General features: G+C 39.2%; 13 protein-coding genes. 8 read left to right on the forward strand and 5 right to left on the reverse strand.

Going from position 1 to position 13,387, the window contains the following annotated elements; translation table 11 throughout:
- Both ACLFMM_RS06275 and ACLFMM_RS06280 read left to right on the forward strand, forming a co-directional pair.
- Positions 1–404, forward strand: a 404-nt coding sequence (locus ACLFMM_RS06275) for an adenosylhomocysteinase (RefSeq protein WP_410807863.1), incomplete at its 5' end; no start/stop codon positions are given.
- Between the two features lie 109 nt (positions 405–513).
- The gene (locus tag ACLFMM_RS06280) at positions 514–1,704 is read left to right on the forward strand and encodes a geranylgeranyl reductase family protein (protein WP_410807864.1); all 1,191 of its coding nucleotides are present in this window, start codon (positions 514–516) and stop codon (positions 1,702–1,704) included.
- Positions 1,705–1,760: 56 nt separating this feature from the next.
- Here ACLFMM_RS06280 and ACLFMM_RS06285 read toward each other — a convergent pair whose 3' ends face one another.
- Complete coding sequence (locus ACLFMM_RS06285) at positions 1,761–2,264, reverse strand: amino acid-binding protein (RefSeq protein ID WP_410807865.1); 504 nt, start codon at positions 2,262–2,264, stop codon at positions 1,761–1,763.
- A 363-nt stretch (positions 2,265–2,627) separates the two neighbouring features.
- On the opposite strand from ACLFMM_RS06285, the gene ACLFMM_RS06290 reads away from it, so the two are divergent.
- Positions 2,628–3,905 carry an isopropylmalate synthase gene (locus ACLFMM_RS06290; protein WP_410807866.1) on the forward strand — a complete coding sequence of 426 codons (1,278 nt, stop codon included), beginning with the start codon at positions 2,628–2,630 and terminating at the stop codon, positions 3,903–3,905.
- A 50-nt stretch (positions 3,906–3,955) separates the two neighbouring features.
- Here the strand turns inward: ACLFMM_RS06290 and ACLFMM_RS06295 are convergent, their stop codons facing one another.
- Entirely contained in the window at positions 3,956–4,990 is a 1,035-nt protein-coding gene (locus tag ACLFMM_RS06295; protein ID WP_410807867.1) for an isocitrate/isopropylmalate dehydrogenase family protein, read from the reverse strand.
- A gap of 252 nt (positions 4,991–5,242) precedes the next feature.
- Between ACLFMM_RS06295 and ACLFMM_RS06300 the strand changes: the two genes are divergently transcribed.
- The 4 genes from ACLFMM_RS06300 to ACLFMM_RS06315 all read left to right on the forward strand — a co-directional run bounded on the left by ACLFMM_RS06300 (position 5,243) and on the right by ACLFMM_RS06315 (position 9,703).
- Positions 5,243–6,097 carry a TatD family hydrolase gene (locus tag ACLFMM_RS06300; RefSeq protein WP_410807868.1) on the forward strand — a complete coding sequence of 285 codons (855 nt, stop codon included), beginning with the start codon at positions 5,243–5,245 and terminating at the stop codon, positions 6,095–6,097.
- Positions 6,098–6,142: 45 nt separating this feature from the next.
- Positions 6,143–6,391: a type II toxin-antitoxin system HicB family antitoxin gene (locus tag ACLFMM_RS06305; RefSeq protein ID WP_410807869.1), complete on the forward strand. Its 249-nt coding sequence runs from the start codon at positions 6,143–6,145 to the stop codon at positions 6,389–6,391.
- Positions 6,392–6,452: 61 nt separating this feature from the next.
- Positions 6,453–9,275, forward strand: a complete 2,823-nt coding sequence (gene uvrA, locus ACLFMM_RS06310) for an excinuclease ABC subunit UvrA (RefSeq protein ID WP_410807870.1) — start codon at positions 6,453–6,455, stop codon at positions 9,273–9,275.
- Positions 9,276–9,535: 260 nt separating this feature from the next.
- Positions 9,536–9,703: a hypothetical protein gene (locus tag ACLFMM_RS06315; protein WP_410807871.1), complete on the forward strand. Its 168-nt coding sequence runs from the start codon at positions 9,536–9,538 to the stop codon at positions 9,701–9,703.
- A gap of 35 nt (positions 9,704–9,738) precedes the next feature.
- Here the strand turns inward: ACLFMM_RS06315 and ACLFMM_RS06320 are convergent, their stop codons facing one another.
- The 3 genes from ACLFMM_RS06320 to ACLFMM_RS06330 form a co-directional block, all read right to left on the reverse strand.
- Entirely contained in the window at positions 9,739–10,239 is a 501-nt protein-coding gene (locus ACLFMM_RS06320) for a DUF2284 domain-containing protein (RefSeq protein WP_410807872.1), read from the reverse strand.
- A gap of 233 nt (positions 10,240–10,472) precedes the next feature.
- On the reverse strand, positions 10,473–11,810 hold the full coding sequence (gene purB / locus ACLFMM_RS06325; RefSeq protein ID WP_410807873.1) for an adenylosuccinate lyase: 1,338 nt from the start codon (positions 11,808–11,810) through the stop codon (positions 10,473–10,475).
- A gap of 87 nt (positions 11,811–11,897) precedes the next feature.
- Positions 11,898–12,983, reverse strand: a complete 1,086-nt coding sequence (locus ACLFMM_RS06330; RefSeq protein WP_410807875.1) for an RNA-guided endonuclease InsQ/TnpB family protein — start codon at positions 12,981–12,983, stop codon at positions 11,898–11,900.
- Between the two features lie 300 nt (positions 12,984–13,283).
- Here ACLFMM_RS06330 and ACLFMM_RS06335 point away from each other — a divergent pair.
- Positions 13,284–13,387: helix-turn-helix domain-containing protein (locus ACLFMM_RS06335; RefSeq protein WP_410807876.1), on the forward strand; the 104-nt coding region annotated here is incomplete at its 3' end.

Here is a 13,387-nt window from a genome sequence, read left to right on the forward strand (position 1 = left end):
AGCGTATGAAAGACGGAGCAATCCTTGCCAATTCCGGACATTTTAATGTGGAAATTAATATTGATGAACTTGGATCCATATCCCGGTCAGTCCGTACGGTACGTAAAAACATAAAGGAATACAATCTCGGGGTTAGAAGAATATATCTGCTTGCTGAAGGGCGTCTTGTAAATCTTGCAGCAGGAGACGGTCATCCTGCAGAGGTTATGGATATGAGTTTTTCAAATCAGGCAATGTGTATCCGCCATCTTGCAAGTAATATGCTGGATGTGGGAGTACATTCAGTACCTCAGGAAATCGATAATTATATCGCTGTTCTGAAATTAAAAGCCCTTGATATTGAAATTGATGAACTGACACCTGAACAGGAAGAATACATGCGTGACTGGGAACACGGTACGTGATGAATATACTAAGAAGAATTTCCCAAATTCAATTAGCTTTACCTAAACACAGATTGTATCCTTTATAATCCCAATCCTTTTATACCCCATCTAAATACCTGAAATAGCCATGAAATACGATGTAGTTGTTGTAGGTGCAGGACCCACAGGATCAATTGCAGCCCGTTATGCTGCACTCAATGGCGCAGAGGTACTTCTTATTGAAGAGCACCAATCCATTGGTTCACCTGTAGGATGTACCGGGTTGCTCAGTACAAGAGCAGTTTATGAGTGTGACCTTGAACCTTCAGATGATTTTGTATTAAATTCTGTCAGAGGAGCGTTTGTATATCCGCCTGATGGTACATGCCTGCCGATTGATGGAGGTCAAACAAAAGCATATGTGGTGTCCAGAAAAATATTTGACAGGAAACTGGCACAGTTGGCAGCAGAGGCAGGTGTAGATGTACTTCTCAGGACAAGGGCAGTTGGAATCGAGAACAGTTCTAGGATCCAGAAACTTTATGTCGTAAATGAAGGTGTGTCAGAAACCATCGAAGCCAATGTTGTAATCGGTGCAGATGGGATTCGTAGCAATATATCACAGATGACAGGTCTTGGAAATGTGGGAAAAATAATTTCCGGTATACAGATTGAAGGTTTGTATGAATCCAGAAATAGTGATTTTGTGGAAGTTTTTCCAGGTTCATATGCACCGGGTTTTTTTGCATGGGCTGTACCTATATCAAACAATATTTCAAGGGTTGGACTTGGAACCACTGAACCTGATGCAGTTCAATACTTAAACCGGTTTTTAACATCAAATCCTGAAGTATCCAGAAGATATGGGGGAAATATGATGGATTTTGTGGTTGGTGGTATACCGGTTGGAACACTGGATAAAACCTTTACAGATGGTGTTATTGTTGTTGGTGACGCCGCAGGACAGGTTAAACCTACATCAGGTGGTGGAATTTATCCCGGGGCATTATGTGCAAAAATAGCAGGAGATATTGCAGCAAAATCTGCGATTAATGGTGATTCATCAGAATATAATCTGTCAGAATATGAAAAAAGGTGGAAATCACGTATAGGTAGAGAGCTTGATATCGGAATGAAAATCCATGAATTTGTTGGAGGCTTGGAAGATAGAAAGCTGAATGAGTTTGTATCTTCAATAAACAACCCCGGAATGCTTGATACGATAACAAAGTATGGTGATATGGATCACCCATCGTTGCTGGTAAAGAAAATGCTTCACCCATCCAATTCAAAATCGGTTTTAAAGATATGCTGGTGGCTTGCAGAAACTGTTACTTAATGCTATTTTATTTCAATTTCTACTTATAATTTTTAATTATCAGTAAACCTTAACTATCAGTATATACTCACTCCTTTAACAGTCTTAAGTTTCAGCATTTCATCAACAAGGTATCCCGGTACTTTAGAATCTGTTATAATGGTAAGTTTTGGTTCATCCTTAAAATAGGGATCATCTGAAACTGCCTGTCTTATACTTATATTATGATTTGCAATCACATAAGCTACTTCGGCAAGTATTCCTGTGCTTGCTGCGTCCTCAGGCGTGATTATAATAACACCAAGGCCCAGTGAAGGGGCAACATCCCTCAGGAATGGTATAGATGTTATGTTCTGGAATATTTCTGTTAACATCTCGTCCTTTAGTATTGTTTCTATAGTAGCATCAATCACCCGTCTGTCCACATTGACTTCTCTGGCAAGCTGGGTATGAGGTATTTCAATTACCCCGGATTTAACTTTCTTATTATTATCTACCTGAAATCCCCGTTCAAATAGTATCCGTAAAACTTTTTCCTGTGCTGGATGGTTTTTGAATTTCTCAATTATGGGTTTCCACATGCAATCACATCTCTATATTCATTTTGTTTGGATAACTGTTATTGTTTCGTAATTGATTCTAACTTAATGTATTGTCGTGTAGCAGATATTTTATATATTTAAAATACAGTCTTAGAATGGTTTGTCATAATAAACGAGGTTATAGAAAATTTTGGTAAACAGTATTTATACTAATTAATGCTATTAGTAAATTGAATAGATAATATTGTTATAATTACAATTTATATATTTAACTTAATAAACTTGAAAAACACAGCGTAGTGTTCATATAACAGCAAAATCAATAGATACTAATCATAAACATCATCAAAATTAATGATGAATATATCAATTTCCATAATAATATCTTTGAGGAGGTATACAGTGAAAATATACAGTGATTATGACGATCTTCCCAAAATAAAGCTCCCACATGGTCAGGAAATTTTTATCAGTGATAGTACCATCCGTGACGGGGCACAAATGCCTGGAATTGTAATGAAACCAAGCCATAAATTACAGATTTATGAATATCTTCATGAAATTGGTATTGAAAAACTGGAAACATTTGTGTTCAATGGAAGAGACCGTAAAGCTGTATATGAAATGTTTGACAGGGGATATGAAAAACCTGAAATTACTGGGTGGGCGAGGTCATCCGAAAAGGATATCGACATGGTACTGGATGTTGATGGAATAGAAGAAACCGGTTTGTTGATGTCTGTATCAGATGCTCATATATTTGATAAAATGGGGTTGCCCACCAGGGAGGCGGCAGAAGAAAAATATCTGAATGCACTCCAGTATGCAGTCGACCATGGTTTGCGGACAAGGGTTCATATAGAAGATATGACACGTGCTGACAATTACAATTTTGTTTATCCAATGCTTGAAAAATTACTGGAAATTGATCCCAATACTACGATAAGAGTTTGCGATACACTTGGTTATGGAGTTCCATTCCCTGAAGTGGATGAACCGTATGGCATACCTTCTATTATGAAATACCTAAAAAATGAACTGGGTGCTGTAAACATAGAAACCCATATACACGATGATTTTGGACTATCACTTGCCAATTCAATTGCAGGGTACTGGTACGGAGCTAATTGGTCCAGCCTTACATTCCTGGGAGTCGGAGAACGTGCAGGTAATGCAGAGTTGGAAAAATTACTCCTCTTCTTATCCCAGCGTGTAGAGGGTTTTGAAAAGTACAACCTTGAACCGATTTCTGATATTGCCAGATACATAGAAAATGAACTTGGCATCAGAATCCCCAAAAATAAATCGGTAGTAGGTAAAAATATATTTGCCCATGAATCAGGTATTCATTCATCAGGTGTGATTAAAAATCCGTTCACCTATGAACCATTCAAGCCTGAACTTGTTGGAAGAGAAAGAGAAATTCTTGTAGGTGAATCCTCAGGTATCGGAGTTCTGCGGCATAAGGTACAGGAAGCGTTGAACGAATTGATGGGTGTACATACAGAGATCGATAAGGATGATTCGCGTTTAAAAAATATACAGTCTGAAATCCAGGCACTTTTTGATAATGAAGAAAGGCAGTCATGTATTTCAGATGAAGAAATAAAGACCTATGTACAGAAGTATTTCCTTTATGAACCCTTGCTGAAAAAAAAACCATCTAAAAAGGATTATTAAATATAAACGGGTATAAGAGCGGTTCAGCTTATACCCTTTTTGATTTAGGCTTAAAGTTTTTCTACTTCTTTTTCTGTAAATTCAGCGATTCGATTTGCCATCTCACTGAGTTTTGCACTGCCTCCAAGGTCGTATGTTAAGTATTTACCTTCCTTCATCACTTCATCTACAGCATTAAAGATTGCCTGTGCCTTTTTTTTCTCATCGAGATAATCAAGCATCCATGCACCTGCAAGTATAGTTGCCACAGGGTCGACTTTGTCCTGTCCCTGATATTTTGGTGATGACCCGTGAGCGGGTTCAAACATGGCGAAATTGTCACCAATATTGGCGGAATATATCAGACCTATGCTTCCTATAAGTGCTGAACATTCCTCACTTATGACATCCATGAACAGGTTGGTAGAAAGCAGTATTTTTTTATTGAAATTCTGGGGGTTCTTTATCAACTGCTGGGCGATATTGTCGATATGGTATTCCCATACATCGATGTCAGGGTAGTTTTCACCTACTTTATTAACTTCTTCCAGGAATACTCCATCGGTCTGTTTCAGGATATTGCTTTTATGGATGGCTACGACTGTATCATAGTTTCGTCTTTTCGCTTCTTCAAATGCGTATTCTGCAATCTTTTTGCTTGCGGTTCTTGTCACCTTTCTTAATGCAATGTGAGCATCATCGGTAATCTTTGCTTCTTCTCCAAAATAGAGGCCTTCGGTGGCTTCTCTTACACAAACAAAATCAACATCTTCAAGCGGTACATTGGTGTTCGGAAATGTCTTTGTGGGACGAACGTTTGCATAGAGGTTGTATCTCTGCCTGATGGATACAGCTACACTTTTTGGAGTACCGATACCACCGGGTGTTGTGGTTGGACCCTTAAAACAGGCATCAGCGTTTTCAAGTAAATCCCAGGTTTCTTCAGGAATCAGTGTATTGCCACCATTTTCTTCCCACCATCCTGCGCCGGCTTCACATGGTACGAATTCAACACTGGTTTTTGCCGCATTTACTACCTTCATCATCGCTTCAACAAGTTCTGGACCTACTCCATCACCTTTTATTACTGCTGCTTTTTTGCTCATTTTTTAATCACCGGGTTCCCTTAATATGTGTTTTATTATAAAATCCTGCACTATTTAACCATTGATATTTAAAAATGTTAATTATATTTATCATGGAATAGTGATTAATTTATGAAGGAATAGTAGAGGATAAAATTATGTTATTGAAAAAATTACATTTGCTATGTTTCATCCCTCTATATTCGTCTGATAATTCATCCAAATATTTTATCTTAGATAAAACCATTTTTGAATAAAAAGATGTGATGAAAAATGTCTGTAAAATCCAGCTTCCCGATAACCGATAACCATATGCATATCGACCCGAGAGCAAGGGGTTTGTCTGCAGTAAAGGATTTTAAGAACACGGGTGGTACTCATATTTTTCTTGTGACAAAACCAAGCTGGACACTGGGTGTTAAAATATCAAAACCACAGGATTATACTGCTGTTTTTGATGAAACCATTAATATTACAAAACAGACCGAAGATGTAGGTGTCAAATCATTTCCTGTACTGGGAGTGCATCCGGCAGAAATTAACAACTTAACCGATAATCTGGGTATGAATCTGGATGATGCAGTTGAAATCATGAAAGGTGGACTTGACCTTGCAGCTCAATATGTAAGAGATGGGTATGCAGTAGGGATAAAAACAGGCAGACCGCATTACCCGGTATCTGATAAGGTCTGGAACGCATCCAATGAGGTAATGGAACATGGCTTTTCTCTGGGTGCGGAAATTGATTGTGCAGTACAGCTTCACACCGAAAGTGTCGGAGAACCTGAACTCAATGATATTACAAAACGGGCAAATCGTAGCGGCATCAAACTGCACAAAGTGGTTAAACATTATTCTCCGCCAATGGTAAATGTTTGCGAAAGTCTTGGTATTTTTCCAGGAGTTCTTTCAGGTAAAGAGGCGATTGAAACCGCACTTGAGGAGGGGGACAGGTTTATGATGGAAACCGATTATATCGATGACCCTCAGCGTCCTGGAGCAGTCATGGGCCCCAAAACAGTGCCCAAACGTACCTTGAAAATGGTGGAAAAATTCGGGGAAGATGTGTTCTGGAAAGTGCATAAAGAAAACCCTGAAAAGGTTTATGATGTTGAGATTGAACTTTAACCCGAAATCTTTAATTTATCAATAAACATCTAAAATATCACTCCCATGCAATCAAATTCAAAAATCCAGTTACCTGTTGTTGTTCATGAAAGGGATAATAGCTATATTGTAGAATGTCCATTTTTTGAAGGTTGTGAAGTACAAGCAGAAAACTTTGATGAAGCTCTGGAAAATATCAGGGATGTAATAAAGACCTGCATCAGAGATGGAAAAAATTACAGAACCAAAAAATTCTGTACAATCAAAAAGTGCCAATTCCGTACAGTAAAAATTGATGATGTATCACATCTTTAATTTACTGATTTCATGTAATTCTTGAATATTAAAAGTCAAAAGCAAATAATGGATTGCAAACATGTCACTGAATAGTATTATTATTAGGGGAGCAAAAGAGCATAATCTGAATAACATCGATGTCACACTTCCAAGAGATAAGTTTATAGTTATAACAGGTCTGAGCGGTTCTGGTAAATCATCTATTGCCTTTGATACAATCTATGCGGAAGGACAGAGGCGATATGTGGAATCGTTGTCAGCCTATGCCCGTCAATTCCTGGGATTGATGGAAAAACCAGATGTCGAATATATCGAAGGGCTATCCCCTGCTATTTCTATAGAACAGAACACCACAAACAAAAATCCCCGTTCGACTGTAGGAACTGTCACAGAAATATATGATTATTTCCGGCTCATGTTTGCCAGAATCGGTAAAAGACACTGTCCGTATTGCGGCAGAAGAATCGAGCCGCAGAGTATAGACCAGATAGTGGACAACATAATGAATTTGCCTCAAAAAAGCAAAATACACATTTTAAGTCCCATCATCAGGGAACGCAAGGGTGAATACAAAAAGCTATTTACTGATTTGCAATCAGAAGGATATTCCAGAGTTAGAGTTGATGGTGATGTTGTAGCTCTGGATAAGGCGGGTGACCTGGAGCTTGGGCGTTATCAGAAACACAATATAGAAATTGTAGTCGACAGACTGGTTATAAAAGAGGGAATTGAAGACCGGCTTTCTGAAGCAGTGGAAACATCAATAGAGAAAAGCGGCGGTACTGTCATTGTGGATGTTGTTGATGGGGATGAACAGATATTCAGTGAAAAACTTGCCTGTTCTGAATGTGGTATTGGTTTTGAAGAACTGGAACCACCGGCGTTTTCATTTAACAGTCCACAGGGGGCATGTCCTGAGTGTCATGGGCTGGGTACAACAATGGAATTCGACCCGGAACTGATTGTACCAAATCCCAATTTAACTCTGCATCAAGGAGCGGTTGAACCATGGAGTAAAAGGGATGGTTACCATATGCAGTCTCTGGAATCTCTTGCAGAACACTACAGTTTTTCCATGGATGTCCCGTACAAAGAACTGGATTCTGATATAAAAGACATAATTATGTATGGTACTAATGAGAAGATACCTCTTGTACATATCGGAAAACGCGGTGGTGTATGGAAACGGAGAGGACGTTTCAGGGGAGTTGTTTCGTACCTGTCCCGGGTATATAATAAAACAGAATCAGAAAATACTAAGGATAAACTGAACAAGTATATAAGCAACAAACCGTGCCCTGAATGCAGCGGCAAACGGTTAAAACCGGAAGTTCTTGCAGTTACAATTGATGATAACAATATAATGGATATAACCGAAATGCCGGTTGAAAATTCACTCCATTTCTTCGAAAAACTGGAAACAAAACTGGATTCACGTGAGTATGCCGTTGCACGGATGATATTAAAGGAAATAACATCAAGATTAGGATTTCTCATGGATGTAGGTCTGGATTACCTGACACTGAGCAGGTCTGCATCCACACTATCAGGTGGAGAAGCCCAAAGGATCAGACTTGCCACTCAGATAGGTTCAAGCCTTATGGGTGTGCTCTATATCCTTGACGAACCAAGCATTGGTCTGCATCAAAGGGATAATATACGCCTTATAAATACACTCAAACATCTCAGAGACCTTGGAAATACTGTCCTTGTAGTAGAACATGATGAGGAAACAATTCTGAATGCAGATCATGTTGTGGATATGGGCCCAGGAGCAGGGATACATGGCGGAAACGTAGTTTCTGAAGGTACACCAGAACAAATCATCAATGATGAAAAATCACTTACAGGACAGTATTTAAGTAAGAAAAAGGATATCGAAATACCGGAAAAAAGACGGGAATTCAAGTCCAAACTTTCACTTGTTGGAGCAGGAGAAAACAATCTAAAAGATATAGATGTGGAAGTACCACTGGGTCTCATGCTTTGTGTCACTGGTGTGTCAGGTTCGGGTAAAAGCACGCTTATAAATGATACCCTTCACAAGGTACTCGCTCAGAAACTGCACCGTGCAAGAGAGAAACCTGGTGTATATAAGGATATTAAAGGACTGGAAAATGTAGATAAAGTTATAACCATCGACCAGTCACCCATAGGCCGAACCCCAAGGTCCAATCCTGCAACATATACCAATGTTTTCACACCGATAAGAGAACTGTTTGCACAAACCCCACTTGCACGTGCAAGAGGGTACAAACCAGGAAGATTCAGTTTCAATATCCGGGGTGGAAGATGTGAAACCTGTTCGGGTGACGGGATAATAACCATTGAAATGCATTTCTTGCCTGATGTCCATGTGGAATGTGAGGTATGTAATGGTAAACGATACAACCGGGAAACACTGGATGTATTATATAAAGGTAAAACAATATCAGATGTTCTTGAAATGACTGTTGAGGAAGCACTGGAATTTTTTGAAAACATCCCGAAGATACAAAAACGATTGCAGACTCTGTATGATGTAGGGCTTGGTTATATTAAACTCGGACAATCATCAACTACGTTGTCAGGTGGAGAAGCTCAAAGGGTAAAACTTGCATCCGAACTCAGTAGACGCTCAACTGGGAAAACCTTGTATATCCTTGATGAACCCACCACCGGTCTGCATTTTGAGGACGTCAAAAGGTTACTTTCAGTCCTACAGAGACTGGTTGATGCAGGAAACACTGTTATTGTAATCGAACATAACCTGGATGTCATCAAAACAGCGGACTGGATAATCGATCTTGGCCCTGAAGGTGGTGAACATGGTGGCAGAGTTATTGCAGAAGGCACGCCTGAAAAAGTGGCACAGACCAAAGGGTCTTATACAGGAGAATTTTTAAATCGGATGCTTGGATGATTTAACAATCCTGTTAATCATCCTATTACATGGCAAAAACTAATAGCATCTCAGTGGGTCCTTTTGGAGAATATGGTGATTGAAATACTTAAAGTAGGTCGGGATTTAAAGCTATTCTTATATTTTTGATTTAAGAATCTCCACAGTTTTATTGTTATTTGGTTCTCTTATTATATTCGTACAATTACCTTAAATATAGCTATTGACATATTTCTTATATATGTGGTAATAACACCCATAATCTGACTGGGGGCTCAATTATGCAGAAAAAAATAAATGACGATGCCATGGAAAATGACCTGAGATATCTTGACAACATAATCAAAAAACAGAAGTCAAAAAGGGACGAACCCACTCCTGATGTTGCAAGATGGAAAAAACAGGTGCTGTTTAGAAAACAGCTTAAAGAACAGGGAATTATCCAGTAATTTTATTTCCAGATACTATTTTTGAATTTTTAAATTCAATCCAGTAATATCAGTGTATACTGTGATGGGATGTCATCATCCATAAGAAATTTTTGCAGCGGTATACCCAATTTTTCAAGGGTTTTATCCAGCCGCACACCAAGTCCCATAAGGCAGGGTCTGCGGACTGTAGGGTGGTGGCAGATCCCTTCAAATCCTGCGCAATTCACATTTGAATAGTCACTGTTGGCACACCATGTACACATTCCCGGAAATGTGGCAAGTGCGGTGTTGTATCCAAGACTCCATGCAAGTTTTTCAAGTTCAAGACTGCCAGGCTGTATTCTTTCCTTGCGCTCTCTCATCACAGTTTTTAAGTTCTGTTGATGCTGTTGTTTAGTATTCTCATTATCTGGTGGAGATATACTGTATTTCACAAAGTTTTCACTGATTTCTCTTGAGAATCTGTTCTCGGATTTCCAGTCTACAAGCAGTGCCCATTCATATTCATCCAGCATATCTCTGAAATCTTCAACAGTAGGTATGAAAGGGGACAAACATGGCTCCCATATCCGTTGCAACCGAATATACATTTTAATGTTGTCCGGTTCTCAACTATTATATTTTCTGCAGGGATTAAACTGACACTGTTTGCTCCCACATCTTTTGCTTTTTCTTCTAGGAGTTTGTAATTTTTATCTGGTATCATCATGATTTATAATGTAAGCTTTAAGGAATTTAGCCTTTATGCAACTCAAAAAAGAGGCTGGTAAGCGTTGTAAAATTAAAATTATTGTTTTTTCAACTTTTCTACAACAGCTTCCACCTGTTCAACAGCAGTTCCTATATATTTATAAGGGTCTACAAGCTGTACAATTTCTTCATTATTCAAATATTGTGCAACTTCAGAATCCTCTAACAGTACATCTTTTAGATGCTTTCCGGTTTCATGTGCATACATTGCATTTTTTCGCACAATTTCATGAGCATCCTGTCTACCAACACCCCGTTTTGCAAGTTCTATCATCACGGCTTCACCCATGTTGAGGCCTTTAAGAAGTTCAAGGTTGTGGTGAATGTTTTCCGGATAGAATCTGAGATTTTCTATAATACCAGTGCCAAGTTTTATTATATGGTCTGTAAGTACACAGGATTCAGGGAATACAATCCTTTCAGATGATGAATTGGTAAGGTCTCTTTCATCCCATAGGGTATTGTTCCTGAGTTCCGGTTCCACCATAGAGCGTACTATACGGGCAAGCCCGCATATCTGTTCGGATTTGATGGGATTGCGTTTGTGGGGCATGGTGGAGGAACCGACCTGTTTTTTTCCAAAACTCTCCTCAACTTCTGCAATTTCACTCCTCTGGAGTGTGCGGATTTCAATACCGATTTTATCCAGAGTAGTGGCAACATTTGCCATCCACATGACAAATTCTGCGTGCCTGTCCCTCTGGATGATCTGATTTGATACATCTACTGAACCTATCTCAAGATATTCCATTGCTTTTTTCTGCAATTTTATTCCTTTTTTACCAAAAGCAGCCTGGGTGCCGACTGCACCTGTCATCTGCCCAACAAGTATCCGGGGTTTTAATTGTTCCAGACGTTCAAGATGGCGCGAAATTTCTGTAGCCCATATCGCAAATCTTAATCCATAGGTTGTTGGAACCCCTATCTGTCCGTGGGTACGACCTGCACAGACGGTTTTTTTATGGGTTTCTGCCTGATTTACAAGGGCGTTCATTAAATCTTTCAATTTATTTTCAAGTATTTCCACTGCATCTTTTATCTGCAGGGCGGTTGCTGTATCCAGCATATCATTGGATGTTGCTCCAAAATGGACCCATTTCCCGGAGTCTCCTGGACACTGTTCTGATATTCCATGCACAACAGCCATCATGTCATGGTTAATTTCATACTCGATTTCCTTGACACGTTCGAGTTTTACAGAATCGATGCTTTTTGCAATATCATTTGCAGCACTTTTTGGGATAAGTCCGACATCTGCTTCAGCTTTTGCAAGTGCAACTTCTACATTCATGATTTTCTGGAGGCGGTTTTTTTCACTCCATACATATTTCATCTCATCTGTTCCGTAGCGGTATTCTATTGGATGAATTGACATTCTAGTTTCACCTATCTATTTTGTACTGGTTAATTTATCAGTTGTCAGCTACTAACCGCTAAAACGGTTAGCTTGTCCTTCCATCTCTCAACTAATAGAAGCTAAGCGGAGAACATTAGGAAGGCTGACAGCTCCCCTGTGTGCAATATTCTTCGAAGCATTGTAGTCAGCATTGTCTTTATGACCGCAGTTCTTACACCTGAAGTTAGCCTGTTTCTGGCGGTTATTTTTATCGATATATCCGCACTCAGAACACTGCTGCGAGGTATACATCGGGTTGATGATGACTACAGGCACTCCTTCAAGTTTTGATTTGTATAGGATGAACTCGGTCAGTTCAGAGAACGCCCATTTACCCAACCTATCTCTCTGCGCTTTAGTAACCGTGGCTTCCGGACGAAAACCGTTGAGGTTCTCAAGTGCTATAGCCCGGGACGTGTCTTTAGCGCGTTTGACCAGCTGTTTGGCAACCCAATGGTTAAGATCTCGTTTGAACCGGCGTTCTTTCCTGGATAATTTCTTGAGGTGCTTCTTGGCTGACCATGTTCCAGCTGACTGCAACCTTGATTTCAGACTTGTGTATCGTTCTCTAACCTTATCAGCTTTTGAGCCTTTATAGACTTCTCCATCAGAAGTAGTTGCTATATTAACTACACCCAGATCTACACCCAGAACATCATCGTTATATTCAACCTCGTTTTCATCTACTTCCATCACAAGCATCAGGTAAAATTTACCATCTTCGTAAATAAGGTCTGCCTGACCTCTGATTTTACTTATGTCAAAAGGTCTGTAATTACCGTAAGATATACCTATTTTCTCACGGCCATCCAGAGTAAGTATGGATACCATATCATTATCTTTGAACGACAGAACTCTCTGGTCGTAGACCACTGCTCCTCTTTTATCGAATTTGTGTATGGTCTTTCTTTCGTTGCTGTAGCTTTCAGCTACTTTAGCGATTGCCCTGACAGTCAACTGAGCAGACAGACCGAATTCCTGCTTAATATCATAATAAGTTAATTTCTGAATCCCTGTTTTACCGAATTTCTTGTTGTACCATGCAGCCTCAGAAGCATAGTTACAGGCCTCATTGAACTTTTCCATGGTTTCCAATAGTTTGTCACGTTGTTCTCTATCTGGATTCAGTTTTACTTTCAATGTCAGGTACATGCTATCTATGAATATGTCATACATATATAAACTAATTATGAAACAGAGATGCTATTGTTGATTCGTTAATGGTTTGTTTAAGTTTGGACGCATTCCTCCAACAGTTGAAACTGTTGGCTTCCTGCTACATTTCTCGTGAAAGTTTATAAAGATTGAAGGTAGAAAACCATTGTGTCTTTAGCATTGCATCAAATCGTAGATTTAATGCGAGTTTCATTTCATCAAAATGAAACAAAGGGATGAATGCCGTCTAATCTATACCATAACCTATAAACAATGATAAATAATAATTACTGTGATATGTTAAAAGCCTACAAGTACCGTATGTATCCAAATCTAACTCAACAGGAGTTAATCGCAAAACATATAGGAGCTTGTAGGTTCATATATAACTGGGCTCTGGA

Origin of the sequence: Methanohalobium sp., from assembly GCF_046546175.1 — an archaeon.
Lineage (GTDB): Archaea > Halobacteriota > Methanosarcinia > Methanosarcinales > Methanosarcinaceae > Methanohalobium.